This window comes from Pseudomonas sp. LBUM1655, from assembly GCF_059716085.1.
In genome coordinates, this window is record NZ_CP166801.1 from 5,536,832 (window position 1) to 5,553,914 (window position 17,083).

Below are 17,083 nucleotides of genomic sequence, written 5' to 3' on the forward strand. Positions count from 1 at the left end.
CGTTCTCCTAGGCTTCGCAAGCAGCCCCGGCCGGGTTGTTCACCAGGCGTTCGAGGGTGTCGCGATCCACTAATTCTTTGTCCAGTTTGATGTAAACAGCCGCTTCATCAGCAACTATCACTGCATCTGTTACCCCCACGAGGGCCTTGAGGCGCTCGACCAGACCCGCTTCGCGGATCGCCTCGGGCGACAACGGCAAGCGTAGGCTCGTCACGTAGGGAGGTTCGCGCATGGTAACAGCAAAGGCCAGCCAGATGGCAGCCAGACCGGCACATCCGAGGAACACAACCGACAGACCGCCATGCTGAAACAACCAGCCGCCAAGTATCCCGCCGAGTGCAGAGCCGAGGAACTGACTGGTGGAATACACGCCCATGGCCGTGCCCTTCCCGCCCGCCGGTGAAACCTTGCTGATCAGCGACGGCAATGAAGCCTCCAGCAGATTGAACGCGGTGAAGAACACCACCGTGCCGATCACCAGAGCCCGCAAGCTGTCACCGAACTGCCAGAAGAATAGCTCAGTGAGCATCAGCGTCATGACGGCGCCGAGCAAAATTCGTTTCATTTTGCGTTTCTTCTCGCCGTAGATGATGAACGGGATCATGGCGAAGAAGGAGATCAGCAGCGCGGTCAGGTAGACCCACCAATGCTGCTCCTTGGGCAACCCGGCTTTTTCCACCAGCGCCAAGGGCAAAGCAACGAAGCTCGACATCAGCATCGCATGCAACACAAAGATGCCCAGATCGAGGCGCAGCAGATCCGGATGCTTGAGTGTCGGCATCAAGGCCTGACGCGCCACGCCCGATTCACGATGCTGCAACGGCCCGGTGGATTTCGGCACCATGAACATGATGATCAGGATGCCTACCAGCGCCATCGCGCCTGTGGCGAGGAACAGTCCGGACAAGCCGAAAGCGCTGGTCAACAAAGGCCCGACCACCATGGCCACGGCGAACGAAAGGCCGATGGTCATGCCAATCATGGCCATGGCTTTGGTACGGTGCTGTTCGCGGGTCAGGTCGGAGAGCAACGCCATGACCGCAGCGGAAATCGCCCCGGCGCCCTGCAGGATCCGACCGGCAATCACACCCCAGATCGAATCGGCTTGAGATGCCAAAACGCTGCCGAGGGCAAAGACGATCAGCCCCAGGTAAATCACCGGACGACGGCCAATGCGGTCGGAAATGACCCCGAACGGAATCTGAAAAATCGCCTGAGTCAGGCCGTAAGCGCCGATTGCCAGACCGATCAGGGCCGGAGTCGCTCCCGCCAGATCCATGCCGTAGGTCGCCAGTACCGGCAACACCATGAACATGCCAAGCATACGGAAGGCGAACACCAGGGCCAGACCGCTCGCCGCGCGGGTCTCGCTGCCACTCATGCGTTCGCTGTGGAGATCGTGCATGGAAAAACCTCGTGTGAACCGGCGGCGATTCTACCAGTCCCATCGGAAGACGGGGTATATCGCGACGCTATGACGCGTATAGATGAAACACTCTTCATGCAGGGTAAAAAACGCTTCGCTTGATAGTGTGCATCCATCCAGTATTTGCCCGTATACTCCTACGTTTTCGACGCCCGCCGAGCGAGGCCACTTTGGACAAGATCCTGATACGTGGGGCCCGTACCCACAACCTGAAGAACATCGACCTGACCCTGCCACGGGACAAACTGATCGTCATCACCGGCCTGTCCGGATCCGGCAAGTCGTCCCTGGCTTTCGACACACTGTACGCCGAAGGTCAGCGCCGCTATGTCGAATCCCTGTCGGCCTACGCCCGGCAGTTCCTGTCGATGATGGAAAAACCCGACGTCGACACCATCGAAGGCCTGTCGCCGGCGATCTCCATCGAACAGAAGTCGACCTCGCACAACCCGCGATCCACGGTCGGCACCATCACCGAAATCTACGACTATCTGCGTCTGTTGTATGCACGCGTCGGCACGCCGCGCTGCCCGGATCACGACATTCCACTGGAAGCGCAGACCGTCAGCCAGATGGTCGACCTGGTGCTGGCCCAGCCGGAAGGCAGCAAACTGATGCTGCTGGCACCGGTGATCCGCGAGCGTAAAGGCGAACACCTTTCTGTTTTTGAAGAACTGCGCGCTCAAGGCTTCGTCCGCGCCCGGGTCAACGGCCGCATTTGTGAACTCGACGAGCTGCCGAAACTGGATAAACAGAAGAAGCATTCGATTGATGTGATCGTCGACCGCTTCAAGGTTCGCGCCGATTTGCAGCAACGTCTGGCCGAATCCTTCGAGACCGCGCTGAAACTGGCCGATGGCATCGCCCTCGTGGCGCCGATGGACGACGAGCCGGGCGAAGAAATGATCTTCTCCGCGCGCTTCGCCTGCCCGATCTGCGGCCATGCGATCAGCGAGCTGGAGCCGAAGCTGTTTTCCTTTAACAACCCTGCCGGCGCCTGCCCGACCTGCGACGGTCTGGGAGTGAAGCAGTTCTTCGACATCAAGCGGTTGGTCAATGGCGACCTGACCTTGGCCGAAGGTGCCATTCGCGGCTGGGACAGGCGCAACGTCTATTATTTCCAGATGCTCGGCTCACTGGCCTCGCACTACGGCTTCAGTCTGGAAGTGCCGTTCAACGAACTGCCGGCCGATCAGCAGAAATTCATCCTGCACGGCAGCGGTTCGCAGAACGTCGACTTCAAATACCTCAACGACCGCGGCGACATCGTCAAACGTTCGCACCCGTTCGAAGGCATCGTGCCGAACCTGGAGCGCCGTTACCGCGAAACCGAATCGGCGAGCGTGCGTGAAGAGCTGGCAAAATTCCTCAGCACGCAGTCGTGCCCGGATTGCCGTGGCACCCGCCTGCGTCGCGAAGCGCGGCACGTGTGGGTCGGTGAAAAGACATTACCGGCGGTGACCAACCTGCCGATCGGCGATGCCTGCGTGTACTTCGGTGAACTGAAGATGACCGGTCGCCGTGGCGAGATTGCCGACAAGATCCTCAAGGAAATCCGCGAGCGTCTGCAATTTCTGGTTAACGTCGGTCTCGATTATCTGTCGCTGGATCGCAGTGCCGACACCCTGTCCGGAGGCGAGGCGCAGCGGATTCGCCTGGCGAGTCAGATCGGTGCCGGCCTGGTTGGCGTCCTCTACATCCTCGATGAACCGTCAATTGGTCTGCATCAGCGCGATAACGACCGGCTGCTTGGCACGCTCAAGCATTTGCGTGACATCGGCAACACGGTAATCGTGGTCGAGCACGACGAGGACGCTATCCGTCTGGCCGACTACGTGGTGGATATCGGCCCGGGCGCCGGTGTACATGGCGGGCGGATCGTTGCCGAAGGTACGCCAGCCGAAGTCATGGCACACCCTGATTCTCTGACCGGCAAATACCTGTCGGGGCGGGTCAAGATCGAAGTGCCAGCCAAGCGTACGCCGCGCAACAAGAAGCTGACCCTGTCGCTCAAGGGCGCGCGGGGCAACAACCTGCGCAACGTCGACCTGGAAATCCCGATCGGCTTGCTGACGTGCGTAACCGGCGTGTCCGGCTCGGGCAAGTCGACGCTGATCAACAACACGCTGTTCCCATTGAGTGCCACCGCACTCAACGGCGCCACGACGCTGGAAGCGGCGGCCCATGACAGCATCAAAGGCCTGGAGCATCTCGACAAAGTCGTCGATATCGACCAGAGCCCGATTGGCCGCACGCCGCGCTCCAACCCGGCGACCTACACCGGACTGTTCACTCCGATCCGCGAACTGTTCGCCGGCGTGCCCGAGTCGCGCTCCCGTGGTTACGGCCCGGGGCGTTTCTCCTTCAACGTCAAGGGTGGTCGCTGCGAAGCCTGCCAGGGCGATGGCCTGATCAAGGTTGAAATGCACTTCTTGCCGGATATCTACGTGCCGTGCGACGTGTGCAAGAGCAAGCGCTACAACCGCGAAACCCTTGAGATCAAATATAAGGGCAAGAGCATCCACGAAACCCTCGAGATGACCATCGAGGAAGCCCGGGTGTTCTTCGACGCTGTGCCGGCGCTGGCGCGCAAGCTGCAGACGTTGATGGATGTAGGGCTTTCGTACATCAAGCTGGGGCAGTCGGCGACGACCCTGTCCGGCGGTGAAGCGCAGCGGGTCAAACTGTCTCGTGAACTGTCCAAGCGCGATACCGGCAAGACGCTGTACATCCTCGATGAGCCGACCACCGGCCTGCACTTCGCGGATATCCAGCAACTGCTCGATGTATTGCATCGCCTGCGCGACCACGGAAACACTGTCGTGGTGATCGAACACAACCTCGACGTGATCAAGACGGCCGACTGGCTGGTTGATCTCGGACCGGAAGGCGGTTCCAAAGGTGGGCAGATCATTGCAACCGGCACGCCGGAACAAGTGGCCGAGATGAAGCAATCTCACACCGGCCATTACCTCAAGCCGTTGTTGATCCGCGACCGGGCTTAAACTCCAGGCATGAAAAAGCCCCTGTCACTTCATCAGTGACAGGGGCTTTTTTGTATCAGTGCAATCAGGTGTGAGATTGCAGGTAGTTCTCGAGACCGATCAGCTTGATCAGGCCCAACTGCTTTTCCAGCCAGTAGGTGTGATCTTCTTCAGTGTCGTTGAGCTGGACCCGCAGGATCTCGCGACTGACGTAGTCACCGTGCTGCTCGCACAACTCGATGCCTTTGCACAGCGCGGCGCGAACTTTGTACTCAAGACGCAGATCTGCTTCGAGCATCGAAGGCACGGTAGTGCCGACATCCAGATCATCCGGACGCATGCGCGGCGTACCCTCAAGCATCAGAATCCGGCGCATCAACGCATCAGCGTGACCGGCTTCTTCTTCCATTTCGTGGTTGATTCGCTCGTAGAGCTTGGTAAACCCCCAGTCCTCATACATCCGCGAATGAACAAAATATTGGTCACGCGCGGCCAGTTCGCCGGTCAGCAACGTGTTGAGGTAATCGATAACGTCTGGGTGGCCTTGCATCGCCCTACATCTCCCTGCTTGAAAGTCTGTAGTTTGAACCAAGCTGACTGCAAGGTCACCCACTTCGCGCAATAAAAGCGAAGATATTCTGAGAAAAGCAGCCTAAATAACGCAAAAACCGCCCTTAATGCGGGCGGTTCTGCTTCTCGTTTAGACTTCGTTAAGCTGTACGCTGAGCAGCTTTGCGATTGCTTCTCCATACGCTGGATCGGCCTTGTAGAAGTGCTGCAACTGACGGTCGACGACGTCAGGAGAAACTCCACCCATTGCACCGGCAATGTTGCTGACCAACAATGCTTTCTGGTCATCGCTCATCAAGCGGAACAGCGCACCGGCGTGGCTGTAGTAATCGGTGTCTTCACGGTGATCGTACCGATCAGCTGAGCCGCTCAGGGCCAAGGCAGGCTCAGCGTAGTGCGGAGCTTGTTTTGGCGATTCGATGTAGCTGTTTGGCTCGTAATTCGGCGCCGCTCCACCGTTGCTGCCGAAAGCCATCGAGCCGTCGCGCTGGTAAGTGTTTACCGGGCTGCGCGGGGCATTCACCGGCAATTGCTGGTGATTGGTGCCAATACGGTAGCGGTGCGCATCGGCATAAGCGAACACGCGACCTTGCAGCATGCGGTCTGGCGACAGACCGACGCCTGGCACCATGTTGCTCGGGCCGAATGCAGCTTGTTCAACTTCGGCGAAGTAGTTCAGCGGGTTACGGTTCAGTTCCAGCTCACCGACTTCAATCAGTGGAAACTCTTTCTGCGACCAGGTCTTGGTCACGTCGAAAGGGTTCTCGTAATGCGCCGCAGCCTGGGATTCGGTCATGATCTGAATGCACACGCGCCACTTCGGGAAGTCACCGCGCTCGATCGCTTCGAACAGATCGCGCTGGGCGTAGTCCGGGTCGGTGCCCGCCAAACGCGCGGCATCTGCCGGTGCAAGGTTCTTGATCCCTTGTTTAGTCTTGTAGTGCCATTTCACCCAGTGACGCTCGCCCTTGGCGCTGATCAGGCTATAGGTGTGGCTACCGAAGCCATGCATGTGGCGGTAGCCGTCAGGAATGCCGCGGTCAGAGAACAGGATGGTGACCTGGTGCAAGGCTTCCGGGGAGTGCGACCAGAAATCCCACATCATCTGCGCACTTTTCAGGTTGCTTTGCGGCAGGCGCTTTTGCGTGTGGATGAAGTCTGGGAACTTCAGTGGATCGCGAATGAAGAACACAGGCGTGTTGTTACCGACGATGTCCCAGTTACCTTCCTCGGTGTAGAACTTCAACGCGAAGCCACGCGGATCGCGCTCGGTATCAGCCGAACCACGCTCGCCACCCACGGTGGAGAAGCGCAGGAAGGTTGGGGTCTGCTTGCCGATAGATTCGAACAGCTTGGCGCTGGTGTACTCAGTGATGTCGCGAGTGACCGTGAATGTACCGTAGGCGCCCGAACCTTTGGCGTGTACGCGACGCTCAGGAATGTTTTCACGGTTGAAATGGGCAAGCTTCTCGATCAGGTGAAAATCGTCGAGCAGCAGCGGACCACGCGGGCCGGCAGAGCGAGAATTCTGGTTATCAGCGACAGGTGCGCCACTGGCGGTCGTAAGCGTTTTGATTTGGCTCATACGGACTTCTTCCTCTGTCAGTCTTGGAACTGCCGGCTAATCGGCTTGGTGTGAATTATTGATCATCAATGTGACACCTACAAATTCATTAACTTGCAGACATCGATAGATAATTACTAATTATGTTTACCAGCACATAGTGCCAACAGAACTGTGTCGGAAGCTTGTACGAACAGCGCATTTTCTTGCGGGCACAAAAAACCGGGCACTAGGCCCGGTTCTTCGTTTCAGACTGACGTCTTACTCGGCGGATACAGCTTCGCCGGCAGTAGCACGATCAACCAACTCGACGTACGCCATAGGCGCGTTGTCGCCAGCGCGGAAACCGCACTTGAGGATGCGCAGGTAGCCACCCTCACGGGTAGCGTAACGCTTGCCCAGGTCGTTGAAGAGCTTACCAACGATAGCTTTCGAACGAGTACGGTCGAAAGCCAGACGGCGGTTAGCCAGGCTGTCTGTCTTGGCCAGAGTGATCAGCGGCTCAGCAACGCGACGCAGTTCTTTGGCTTTTGGCAGAGTAGTTTTGATCAGCTCGTGCTCGAACAGCGACACCGCCATGTTTTGGAACATGGCCTTGCGGTGCGAGCTGGTGCGGCTCAGGTGACGACCACTTTTACGATGACGCATGGTTCATTCCTTACCAAACACTACGTTCGGTGATTACGACGATCAGGCAGTCGCCTTGTCGTCCTTCTTAAGACTTGCAGGCGGCCAGTTGTCGAGGCGCATGCCGAGGGACAGACCGCGGGAGGCCAGAACGTCCTTGATTTCAGTCAAGGATTTCTTGCCCAGGTTCGGAGTCTTCAACAGCTCTACTTCGGTACGCTGAATCAGGTCGCCGATGTAGTAGATGTTTTCCGCCTTAAGGCAGTTAGCCGAACGTACAGTCAGTTCCAGATCGTCAACCGGGCGAAGCAGGATCGGATCGATCTCGTCTTCCTGCTCGACAACCACTGGCTCACTGTCACCCTTGAGGTCGACGAACGCAGCCAACTGCTGTTGCAGAATGGTTGCAGCGCGGCGGATAGCCTCTTCAGGATCCAGAGTACCGTTGGTTTCCAGATCAATAACCAGCTTGTCCAGGTTGGTACGCTGCTCGACACGGGCGTTTTCCACCACGTATGCAATACGGCGAACCGGGCTGAACGAAGAGTCAAGCTGCAAGCGACCGATGCTGCGGCTTTCGTCTTCATCGCTCTGACGCGAGTCGGCTGGTTCATAACCACGACCACGAGCTACGGTGAGCTTCATGTTCAGGGCGCCGTTAGACGCCAGGTTAGCGATTACGTGATCGGGATTAACGATCTCGACATCATGATCCAGCTGAATATCGGCAGCGGTAACCACCCCCGAACCCTTCTTCGACAAGGTCAGCGTAACTTCGTCACGACCGTGCAGCTTGATGGCCAGACCTTTAAGGTTCAACAGGATTTCAATTACGTCTTCCTGTACACCTTCGATGGCGCTGTACTCGTGGAGCACACCGTCAATCTCGGCCTCGACTACTGCGCAGCCGGGCATTGAGGACAACAGGATGCGTCGCAGCGCGTTGCCCAGGGTGTGGCCAAAACCACGCTCGAGAGGCTCGAGAGTGATCTTGGCGCGGGTTGGACTGACAACCTGCACATCAATATGGCGGGGTGTCAGGAACTCATTTACCGAAATCTGCATGGATGCACCTATTTTCTAGCCCTTACTTGGAGTAGAGCTCGACAATCAGGCTTTCGTTGATGTCGGCGGACAGATCACTGCGAGCAGGAACGTTCTTGAAAACGCCCGACTTCTTCTCAGTGTCTACTTCTACCCATTCTACGCGGCCACGTTGGGCACACAGATCGAGAGCTTGGACAATGCGAAGTTGGTTTTTTGCTTTCTCGCGAACTGCAACCACGTCACCAGCACGAACCTGATACGACGGAACGTTTACGGTCTGACCGTTAACGCTGATCGACTTGTGCGATACCAGCTGGCGGGATTCGGCACGAGTCGAACCAAAGCCCATACGGTATACAACGTTGTCCAGACGGCATTCGAGCAGTTGCAGCAGGTTTTCACCGGTTGCACCTTTCTTGCCAGCAGCTTCTTTGTAGTAGCCGCTGAACTGACGCTCGAGAACGCCGTAGATACGACGGACCTTCTGCTTTTCACGCAGTTGGGTGCCGTAGTCGGACTGGCGACCGCGGCGTTGGCCGTGGATACCAGGTGCTGCTTCAATGTTGCACTTCGATTCGATCGCGCGCACGCCGCTCTTCAGAAAGAGATCGGTGCCTTCGCGACGAGCGAGTTTGCATTTTGGACCAATGTAACGAGCCATTCTTTACAATCTCCTGGATTACACGCGGCGCTTCTTCGGCGGACGGCACCCGTTGTGCGGGATTGGCGTCACGTCGGTGATGCTGGCGATCTTGTAGCCACAGCCGTTCAAAGCGCGGACTGCGGATTCACGACCTGGACCTGGACCTTTGACATTAACGTCGAGGTTTTTCAGGCCATATTCCAGCGCAGCTTGACCAGCACGTTCAGCAGCTACTTGAGCAGCAAACGGGGTGGACTTGCGGGAACCGCGGAAACCCGAACCACCGGAGGTAGCCCAGGAAAGAGCGTTACCTTGACGGTCGGTAATGGTCACGATGGTGTTGTTAAAAGATGCATGGATGTGGGCGATGCCATCAACCACTGTCTTTTTAACTTTTTTACGAGGACGAGCAGCAGGTTTTGCCATGATTAAATTCCTGTCGATTCGCTGGGGCGATTACTTGCGGATCGGCTTACGCGGACCTTTACGGGTACGCGCGTTGGTCTTGGTACGCTGACCGCGCACTGGAAGACCGCGACGATGACGCAGACCGCGATAGCAACCGAGGTCCATCAAGCGCTTGATTTTCATGTTGATTTCGCGACGCAGGTCACCTTCAGTGGTGAACTTCGCCACTTCGCCACGCAGCTGTTCAATTTGCTCGTCGCTCAGATCTTTGATCTTTGCTGCTGGGTTTACCCCAGTCACTGCACAGATCTTCTGCGCAGTAGTGCGACCAACACCATAGATGTAGGTCAGCGAGATAACAGTATGCTTGTTATCTGGAATGTTAACGCCTGCAATACGGGCCATTCAGTGGGACTCCAATTGACAGCTACCTACGCCCCGGAAGCCAAGAAATAGGGCGCGAGATAATATCGCTGTAATAACAAATAATCAACCCGGTAGCGCACTAGCTACCGGGCTTGAAGCACAATCACACTCAGCCTTGGCGCTGTTTGTGACGCGGTTCCGCGCTGCAAATTACTCGAACAACACCTTCGCGGCGAATAATCTTGCAGTTACGGCACAGCTTTTTCACCGATGCACGAACTTTCATCACCAACTCCTCGAACCTTATGGGTACTCAGCGCAACATGCCGCTGCCGTAACCCTTCAGGTTGGCTTTCTTCATCAGGGATTCGTACTGGTGCGAAACGAGGTGCGATTGTACTTGGGACATGAAGTCCATCACAACCACGACCACGATCAGCAACGAGGTCCCGCCAAGGTAGAACGGAACGTTTGCCGCAACCACCAGGAACTGGGGCAACAGACATACGGCCGTCATATATAGAGCACCGAACAGGGTCAAACGGGTCAGAACGCCATCAATGTAGCGCGCCGACTGCTCGCCTGGACGGATGCCCGGAATAAAGGCACCGGACTTCTTCAGGTTTTCCGCTACGTCTTTCGGATTGAACATCAACGCCGTATAGAAGAAGCAGAAGAAAATAATCCCTGCACTAAACAGCAGAATATTCAACGGCTGACCAGGAGCGATCGACTGCGAGATGTCCTGCAACCAGCCCATACCTTCAGACTGACCGAACCAGGTACCCAACGAAGCCGGGAACAGCAAAATGCTGCTCGCGAAAATAGCCGGAATAACACCGGCCATGTTCACCTTCAGCGGCAAGTGGCTAGTCTGCGCAGCAAAGACCTTGCGGCCCTGCTGACGCTTGGCGTAGTGAACAGCAATACGACGCTGACCACGCTCAATGAACACCACAAAACCGATAATCGCTACTGCCAGCAAACCGATCGCAACCAGGGCAAAAATGTTGATATCACCCTGACGCGCAGACTCGAAAGACTGCCCGATCGCTCTCGGAAGACCGGCGACGATACCTGCGAAAATCAACATCGAGATACCGTTGCCAACACCACGCTCAGTAATCTGCTCACCCAGCCACATCATAAACATCGCACCAGCCACAAAAGTGGATACCGCGACGAAATGGAAGCCAAAGTCACCAGTGAACGATACGCCCTGCCCCGCCAGACCAATGGACATGCCAATTGCCTGAACGAGAGCGAGAACGACAGTGCCGTAGCGGGTGTACTGAGCAATCTTGCGACGCCCAGCTTCACCTTCCTTCTTCAACTGTTCCAGCTGCGGGCTGACGGCTGTCATCAGTTGCATGATGATCGATGCCGAAATGTACGGCATGATCCCCAGTGCAAAGATGCTCATCCGTTCCAGCGCGCCGCCGGAGAACATGTTGAACAAGCTAAGAATGGTCCCCTCATTCTGTCGAAACAGTTCTGCGAGTCGGTCCGGGTTGATACCTGGAACCGGGATGTGTGCGCCTATTCGGTAGACGATAATCGCCAGGAACAGAAAACGCAGACGAGCCCAGAGTTCAGACATACCGCCTTTGCCGAGCGCAGAGAGAGCACCTTGCTTAGCCATTTATTCCTCGAACTTGCCGCCAGCTGCTTCGATAGCCGCACGCGCACCTTTGGTGGCGCCGATTCCCTTGCCGATAGTGACAGCGCGAGTCACTTCACCGGACAGCATGATTTTCACACGCTGTACGTTGACGTTGATCACGTTGGCATCTTTCAGGGACTGCACGGTGACGATGTCGCCTTCCACTTTAGCCAGCTCGGACAAACGCACTTCTGCGCGGTCCATGGCTTTCAGGGAAACGAAACCGAACTTCGGCAGGCGACGATGCAGCGGCTGTTGACCGCCTTCAAAGCCTGGAGCGATGGTGCCACCGGAGCGGGAGGTCTGACCTTTGTGGCCACGGCCACCAGTCTTACCCAAACCGCTACCGATACCACGGCCCGGACGATGCTTTTCGCGACGGGAACCCGGCGCTGGACTCAGATCATTGAGTTTCATCGATTAACCCTCGACACGCAGCATGTAGTAAGCCTTGTTGATCATCCCGCGATTCTCGGGAGTATCCTGGACTTCTACAGTGTGACCGATGCGACGCAGACCCAGACCCTTAACGCACAATTTGTGGTTAGGGATGCGGCCGGTCATGCTTTTGATCAGCGTTACTTTAACGGTAGCCATGATCAGAAGATCTCCTTGACAGTCAGACCACGCTTTGCAGCGATGGACTCAGGAGATTGCATGGCTTTCAGACCCTTGAAAGTGGCGTGAACCACGTTTACCGGGTTAGTCGAGCCGTAGCACTTGGCCAGAACGTTCTGAACGCCAGCAACTTCGAGGACAGCACGCATAGCGCCGCCAGCGATGATACCGGTACCTTCAGAAGCAGGCTGCATGTACACCTTCGAAGCGCCGTGAGCAGACTTCATTGCGTACTGCAGAGTTGTGCCATTCAGGTCAACTTGAATCATGTTGCGGCGAGCAGCTTCCATTGCCTTCTGGATCGCAGCAGGCACTTCACGCGACTTGCCACGGCCGAAGCCAACACGCCCTTTACCATCACCAACCACGGTCAACGCGGTGAAAGTGAAGATACGGCCGCCTTTAACGGTTTTGGCTACGCGGTTAACTTGAACCAGCTTCTCAATGTAGCCTTCGTCGCGCTTTTGGTCGTTATTTGACATAACTTAGAACTCCAGCCCAGCTTCACGAGCAGCATCAGCCAGCGCTTTAACGCGGCCGTGGTACTTGAAGCCAGAGCGGTCGAAAGCCACTTGCGAGACGCCAGCGGCCTTAGCACGCGTAGCGACCAGCTGGCCAACCTTTGTGGCCGCGTCGATGTTGCCAGTGGCACCATCACGCAGTTCTTTATCCAAAGTCGAGGCGCTTGCCAGGACTTTGTTGCCGTCGGCCGAGATGACCTGGGCGTAGATGTGCTGCGAAGAGCGGAACACGCAGAGACGCACGACTTCGAGTTCGTGCATTTTCAGGCGTGCTTTGCGAGCGCGACGCAGTCGAGTAACTTTTTTGTCGGTCATTTGCTATGCCCTACTTCTTCTTGGCTTCTTTACGACGGACGACTTCGTCCGCGTAGCGCACACCTTTGCCTTTGTACGGCTCTGGTGGACGGAAGTCGCGGATCTCGGCGGCCACTTGACCTACCAGCTGCTTGTCGATGCCCTTGATCAGGATATCGGTCTGGCTAGGAGTCTCAGCGGTGATGCCTTCCGGCAGTTCGTAATCCACTGGGTGCGAGAAGCCAAGAGCCAGGTTCAAAACCTGACCTTTTGCTTGCGCTTTGTAACCAACACCGACCAGCTGGAGCTTGCGCTCGAAGCCTTGGCTTACGCCTTGGACCATGTTGTTTACCAACGCACGCGTGGTACCGGCCATTGCGCGAGTCTGTTGATCGCCATTGCGAGCAGCAAAACGCAGCTCACCAGCTTCTTCAACGATCTCAACGGACGAATGGATGTTCAGTTCAAGAGTGCCCTTGGCACCCTTCACCGAAAGCTGTTGGCCTGCGAATTTTACTTCGACACCGGCTGGCAGCTTAACGGGGTTCTTAGCGACGCGAGACATGCTTATCCCCCCTTAGAACACAGTGCAAAGAACTTCGCCGCCGACACCGGCAGCGCGCGCAGCACGATCCGTCATCACACCTTTGTTGGTGGAGACGATAGACACGCCAAGACCGCCACGAACTTTCGGCAGATCTTCAACGGACTTGTACTGACGCAGGCCTGGACGACTAACGCGCTTCACTTCTTCGATAACCGGACGGCCTTCGAAGTACTTCAGCGAGATGGACAACGACGGCTTAGCGTCGGTGGTGATCTGAAAATCCGCGATGTAACCTTCGTCCTTCAGGACTTTTGCTACAGCCACCTTCAGCGTGGAAGACGGCATGCTTACGACAGACTTTTCAGCCATCTGGGCATTACGGATTCGAGTTAGCATGTCCGCTAACGGGTCCTGCATACTCATGGGCTAGACGCTCCTAAAACAGAAAAATTAGCCTTGCGGCTACTACTTGTCGCCGAGAACTTCCGGGCATGAACAACACGGGCTCAGGCGAGCCGGTCATTCTAGACACACCCCAGAAATGAATCAAGCCCCAAAAGGGGCTTGATTCACATTCAAGGCCACCGATGGTCAGGTTCTTGCAAACCCGACCATCAAGGCTTTGACAACGATTACCAGCTGGCTTTAACCAGACCTGGAACGTCACCACGCATTGCAGCTTCACGCAGCTTGTTACGGCCAAGGCCGAACTTGCGGTAAACGCCGTGCGGACGACCAGTCAGGCGGCAACGGTTACGCATGCGCGAAGCGCTTGCGTCACGTGGTTGCTTCTGCAGAGCTACGGTAGCTTCCCAGCGCGCTTCTGGACTTGCGTTCAGATCAACGATGATAGCTTTCAGCGCTGCACGCTTGGTGGCGTACTTGGCAACGGTGAGCTGACGCTTCAGCTCACGGTTTTTCATGCTCTTCTTGGCCATTTTCCTACTCCAATCAGTTGCGGAACGGGAATTTGAAAGCACGCAGCAGAGCGCGGCCTTCATCATCGTTCTTGGCAGTGGTGGTCAGGGTAATGTCCAGACCGCGGAGAGCATCGATCTTGTCGTAGTCGATTTCCGGGAAAATGATCTGCTCTTTCACGCCCATGCTGTAGTTACCACGACCATCGAAGGACTTGGCATTCAGGCCGCGGAAGTCGCGAACCCGAGGCAGGGAGATCGACAGCAGACGATCCAGGAACTCGTACATACGCTCACGGCGCAGAGTCACCTTGACGCCGATCGGCCATCCTTCGCGGACTTTGAAGCCAGCGATGGATTTACGAGCGTAGGTCACAACGACTTTCTGGCCGGTGATCTTTTCCAGGTCAGCAACAGCGTGCTCGATGACTTTTTTGTCGCCGATCGCTTCGCCCAGACCCATGTTCAGGGTGATCTTTGTAACGCGCGGAACTTCCATCACGTTCGAAAGCTTAAGTTCTTCCTTAAGTTTCGGAGCGATTTCCTTCCGGTAAATCTCTTTTAGTCGTGCCATGGTCTTCTACCTAGCAGTGTTCAAGCATCAACCGCTTTTTGGGTCGACTTGAAGACACGAATTTTTTTACCGTCTTCTACTTTGAAACCAACGCGGTCAGCCTTGTTGGTTTCGCCATTGAAGATGGCTACGTTAGAAGCGTGCAGTGGCGCTTCTTTCTCGACGATACCGCCTTGTACGCCCGACATCGGGTTAGGCTTGGTATGACGCTTGACCAGGTTCAGACCACCAACAACCAGACGGTTGTCAGCAAGAACCTTCAGCACCTTACCGCGCTTACCTTTGTCTTTGCCGGCGATCACGATGATCTCGTCGTCACGACGAATCTTTTGCATGTCGGATCTCCTTACAGCACTTCTGGGGCGAGCGAGACGATCTTCATGAACTTCTCAGTACGAAGTTCACGGGTCACTGGCCCAAAGATACGGGTGCCGATCGGCTCTTGCTTGTTGTTCAGAAGAACAGCAGCGTTGCCATCAAAGCGGATAATGGAGCCATCAGCACGACGTACGCCGTGACGAGTGCGGACTACAACAGCAGTCATCACTTGGCCTTTTTTCACTTTACCGCGAGGAATTGCTTCCTTCACGGTAACTTTGATGATGTCACCGATACCAGCGTAACGACGATGGGAGCCACCCAGCACCTTGATGCACATAACACGGCGAGCGCCGCTGTTATCGGCCACATCGAGCATGGATTGAGTCTGAATCATATAATTTCTCCGACCCCTAGTCCTTAGACTTCCACAGCGCGTTCGAGAACATCAACCAGCGCCCAAGACTTGGTCTTGGCCATCGGACGAGTTTCACGAATAGTGACTTTGTCGCCGATGTGGCACTGATTGGTTTCGTCGTGCGCGTGCAGCTTAGTCGAACGCTTAACGTATTTACCGTAGATCGGGTGCTTAACGCGACGCTCGATCAGAACGGTGATGGTTTTGTCCATCTTGTCGCTGACAACACGGCCAGTCAGCGTACGGACAGTTTTTTCGGCTTCAGCCATGATCACTTACCTGCCTGCTGGTTAAGCACAGTCTTCACGCGAGCGATGTCACGCTTAACTTGCGAGAGCAGATGAGACTGCCCCAACTGGCCAGTTGCTTTCTGCATACGCAGATTGAACTGGTCGCGCAGCAAGCCGAGCAGTTGCTCGTTCAGCTGCTGTGCGGATTTTTCACGAAGTTCATTCGCTTTCATCACATCACCGTCCGTTTAACAAAGGCGGTGGCGAGCGGCAGCTTTGCAGCAGCCAGGGCAAAAGCCTCACGCGCCAGCTCTTCAGTTACACCCTCGATTTCATACAGGACTTTGCCTGGCTGAATCTGGGCAACCCAGTATTCCACGTTACCCTTACCTTTACCCATACGAACTTCGAGGGGCTTTTTGGAGATCGGCTTGTCCGGGAATACACGGATCCAGATCTTGCCGCCACGTTTAACGTGACGGGTCAGAGCACGACGCGCTGACTCGATCTGACGAGCGGTGAGACGACCACGAGCTACAGACTTCAGCGCGAACTCGCCGAAGCTGACTTTGCTACCGCGCTGAGCCAGACCACGGTTGTGGCCTGTCATCTGCTTGCGGAACTTCGTACGCTTAGGTTGCAACATTTGGCGTACCCCTTACTTAGCAGCTTTTTTACGAGGCGCTGGTGCTTGTGGTTTCAGTTCTTCTTGGCGACCACCAATTACTTCGCCTTTGAAGATCCAAACCTTTACACCGATCACACCGTAAGTGGTGTGAGCTTCGTAGTTGGCATAGTCGATGTCGGCACGCAGGGTGTGCAATGGCACACGACCTTCGCGATACCATTCAGTACGTGCGATTTCAGCACCGCCGAGACGACCGCTCACTTGGATTTTGATGCCTTTGGCACCAATGCGCATGGCGTTCTGTACAGCGCGCTTCATAGCGCGACGGAACATTACGCGACGCTCCAGCTGCTGAGCTACGCTCTGCGCAACCAGCATACCGTCGAGCTCCGGCTTGCGGATCTCTTCGATATTGATGTGCACAGGCACACCCATTTGCTTGGTCAGGTCCTGACGCAGTTTCTCAACATCTTCACCTTTCTTCCCGATAACGATACCTGGACGAGCGGTGTGAATGGTGATACGTGCAGTTTGCGCCGGACGATGGATATCGATACGGCTTACGGACGCGCTTTTTAGTTTGTCTTGGAGATACTCGCGCACCTTCAGATCAGCGAACAAATAGTCCGCATAAGTCCGACCGTCTGCGTACCAGACGGAGGTGTGCTCCTTGACGATTCCCAGGCGAATGCCAATGGGATGTACTTTCTGACCCATCTC

At 56.0% G+C, this 17,083-nt stretch carries 25 protein-coding genes; 1 reads left to right on the forward strand and 24 read right to left on the reverse strand.

The window, feature by feature from the left end:
- Positions 1 to 7: 7 nt before the first annotated feature.
- Entirely contained in the window at positions 8 to 1,405 is a 1,398-nt protein-coding gene (locus ACA074_RS24865) for an MFS transporter (protein ID WP_187679966.1), read from the reverse strand.
- Between the two features lie 191 nt (positions 1,406 to 1,596).
- Between ACA074_RS24865 and uvrA the strand changes: the two genes are divergently transcribed.
- Positions 1,597 to 4,431 (forward strand): excinuclease ABC subunit UvrA, encoded by a 2,835-nt coding sequence (gene uvrA / locus ACA074_RS24870; protein WP_489879882.1) that lies wholly within the window; start codon positions 1,597 to 1,599, stop codon positions 4,429 to 4,431.
- Positions 4,432 to 4,495: 64 nt separating this feature from the next.
- Here the strand turns inward: uvrA and bfr are convergent, their stop codons facing one another.
- The 23 genes from bfr to rpsC all read right to left on the reverse strand — a co-directional run bounded on the left by bfr (position 4,496) and on the right by rpsC (position 17,080).
- The gene (bfr, locus tag ACA074_RS24875; protein WP_401270205.1) at positions 4,496 to 4,960 is read right to left on the reverse strand and encodes a bacterioferritin; all 465 of its coding nucleotides are present in this window, start codon (positions 4,958 to 4,960) and stop codon (positions 4,496 to 4,498) included.
- 150 nt (positions 4,961 to 5,110) lie between these two features.
- On the reverse strand, positions 5,111 to 6,565 hold the full coding sequence (locus ACA074_RS24880) for a catalase (protein WP_497615452.1): 1,455 nt from the start codon (positions 6,563 to 6,565) through the stop codon (positions 5,111 to 5,113).
- Positions 6,566 to 6,805: 240 nt separating this feature from the next.
- Positions 6,806 to 7,192 (reverse strand): 50S ribosomal protein L17, encoded by a 387-nt coding sequence (gene rplQ, locus ACA074_RS24885; RefSeq protein ID WP_003176402.1) that lies wholly within the window; start codon positions 7,190 to 7,192, stop codon positions 6,806 to 6,808.
- Between the two features lie 42 nt (positions 7,193 to 7,234).
- Positions 7,235 to 8,236, reverse strand: coding sequence for a DNA-directed RNA polymerase subunit alpha (locus ACA074_RS24890; protein WP_003186012.1), 1,002 nt, complete (start codon positions 8,234 to 8,236; stop codon positions 7,235 to 7,237).
- 22 nt (positions 8,237 to 8,258) lie between these two features.
- Positions 8,259 to 8,879 carry a 30S ribosomal protein S4 gene (rpsD, locus tag ACA074_RS24895; protein WP_003176404.1) on the reverse strand — a complete coding sequence of 207 codons (621 nt, stop codon included), beginning with the start codon at positions 8,877 to 8,879 and terminating at the stop codon, positions 8,259 to 8,261.
- A gap of 18 nt (positions 8,880 to 8,897) precedes the next feature.
- Positions 8,898 to 9,287, reverse strand: coding sequence for a 30S ribosomal protein S11 (rpsK, locus tag ACA074_RS24900; protein WP_002555466.1), 390 nt, complete (start codon positions 9,285 to 9,287; stop codon positions 8,898 to 8,900).
- A gap of 30 nt (positions 9,288 to 9,317) precedes the next feature.
- On the reverse strand, positions 9,318 to 9,674 hold the full coding sequence (rpsM, locus tag ACA074_RS24905; protein ID WP_003186020.1) for a 30S ribosomal protein S13: 357 nt from the start codon (positions 9,672 to 9,674) through the stop codon (positions 9,318 to 9,320).
- 130 nt (positions 9,675 to 9,804) lie between these two features.
- Entirely contained in the window at positions 9,805 to 9,921 is a 117-nt protein-coding gene (gene rpmJ / locus ACA074_RS24910; protein ID WP_002555468.1) for a 50S ribosomal protein L36, read from the reverse strand.
- A 27-nt stretch (positions 9,922 to 9,948) separates the two neighbouring features.
- Positions 9,949 to 11,277, reverse strand: coding sequence for a preprotein translocase subunit SecY (gene secY, locus ACA074_RS24915; RefSeq protein WP_150595170.1), 1,329 nt, complete (start codon positions 11,275 to 11,277; stop codon positions 9,949 to 9,951).
- Positions 11,278 to 11,715 carry a 50S ribosomal protein L15 gene (gene rplO, locus ACA074_RS24920; protein ID WP_003228720.1) on the reverse strand — a complete coding sequence of 146 codons (438 nt, stop codon included), beginning with the start codon at positions 11,713 to 11,715 and terminating at the stop codon, positions 11,278 to 11,280.
- Positions 11,716 to 11,718: 3 nt separating this feature from the next.
- Complete coding sequence (gene rpmD / locus ACA074_RS24925; RefSeq protein WP_003176408.1) at positions 11,719 to 11,895, reverse strand: 50S ribosomal protein L30; 177 nt, start codon at positions 11,893 to 11,895, stop codon at positions 11,719 to 11,721.
- A gap of 2 nt (positions 11,896 to 11,897) precedes the next feature.
- Positions 11,898 to 12,398 carry a 30S ribosomal protein S5 gene (gene rpsE, locus ACA074_RS24930; protein WP_003176409.1) on the reverse strand — a complete coding sequence of 167 codons (501 nt, stop codon included), beginning with the start codon at positions 12,396 to 12,398 and terminating at the stop codon, positions 11,898 to 11,900.
- Positions 12,399 to 12,401: 3 nt separating this feature from the next.
- Positions 12,402 to 12,752, reverse strand: a complete 351-nt coding sequence (gene rplR, locus ACA074_RS24935) for a 50S ribosomal protein L18 (protein ID WP_003186037.1) — start codon at positions 12,750 to 12,752, stop codon at positions 12,402 to 12,404.
- Positions 12,753 to 12,762: 10 nt separating this feature from the next.
- Positions 12,763 to 13,296: a 50S ribosomal protein L6 gene (gene rplF / locus ACA074_RS24940; RefSeq protein ID WP_003228722.1), complete on the reverse strand. Its 534-nt coding sequence runs from the start codon at positions 13,294 to 13,296 to the stop codon at positions 12,763 to 12,765.
- A gap of 12 nt (positions 13,297 to 13,308) precedes the next feature.
- Positions 13,309 to 13,701, reverse strand: coding sequence for a 30S ribosomal protein S8 (gene rpsH, locus ACA074_RS24945; RefSeq protein WP_007966178.1), 393 nt, complete (start codon positions 13,699 to 13,701; stop codon positions 13,309 to 13,311).
- A gap of 209 nt (positions 13,702 to 13,910) precedes the next feature.
- Entirely contained in the window at positions 13,911 to 14,216 is a 306-nt protein-coding gene (rpsN, locus tag ACA074_RS24950; protein ID WP_003228726.1) for a 30S ribosomal protein S14, read from the reverse strand.
- A 13-nt stretch (positions 14,217 to 14,229) separates the two neighbouring features.
- On the reverse strand, positions 14,230 to 14,769 hold the full coding sequence (rplE, locus tag ACA074_RS24955) for a 50S ribosomal protein L5 (protein ID WP_003210069.1): 540 nt from the start codon (positions 14,767 to 14,769) through the stop codon (positions 14,230 to 14,232).
- A 20-nt stretch (positions 14,770 to 14,789) separates the two neighbouring features.
- On the reverse strand, positions 14,790 to 15,104 hold the full coding sequence (gene rplX / locus ACA074_RS24960; protein WP_003186046.1) for a 50S ribosomal protein L24: 315 nt from the start codon (positions 15,102 to 15,104) through the stop codon (positions 14,790 to 14,792).
- Positions 15,105 to 15,115: 11 nt separating this feature from the next.
- The gene (gene rplN, locus ACA074_RS24965) at positions 15,116 to 15,484 is read right to left on the reverse strand and encodes a 50S ribosomal protein L14 (protein WP_002555479.1); all 369 of its coding nucleotides are present in this window, start codon (positions 15,482 to 15,484) and stop codon (positions 15,116 to 15,118) included.
- A 23-nt stretch (positions 15,485 to 15,507) separates the two neighbouring features.
- Complete coding sequence (gene rpsQ / locus ACA074_RS24970) at positions 15,508 to 15,774, reverse strand: 30S ribosomal protein S17 (RefSeq protein ID WP_003194644.1); 267 nt, start codon at positions 15,772 to 15,774, stop codon at positions 15,508 to 15,510.
- A 2-nt stretch (positions 15,775 to 15,776) separates the two neighbouring features.
- Positions 15,777 to 15,968 carry a 50S ribosomal protein L29 gene (gene rpmC, locus ACA074_RS24975; protein WP_002555481.1) on the reverse strand — a complete coding sequence of 64 codons (192 nt, stop codon included), beginning with the start codon at positions 15,966 to 15,968 and terminating at the stop codon, positions 15,777 to 15,779.
- Positions 15,968 to 16,381, reverse strand: coding sequence for a 50S ribosomal protein L16 (gene rplP, locus ACA074_RS24980; RefSeq protein WP_003232424.1), 414 nt, complete (start codon positions 16,379 to 16,381; stop codon positions 15,968 to 15,970). The genes rpmC and rplP overlap by 1 nt, the downstream gene beginning before the upstream one ends.
- A 12-nt stretch (positions 16,382 to 16,393) precedes the next feature.
- Entirely contained in the window at positions 16,394 to 17,080 is a 687-nt protein-coding gene (rpsC, locus tag ACA074_RS24985) for a 30S ribosomal protein S3 (protein ID WP_003176422.1), read from the reverse strand.
- Positions 17,081 to 17,083 lie beyond the last annotated feature (3 nt).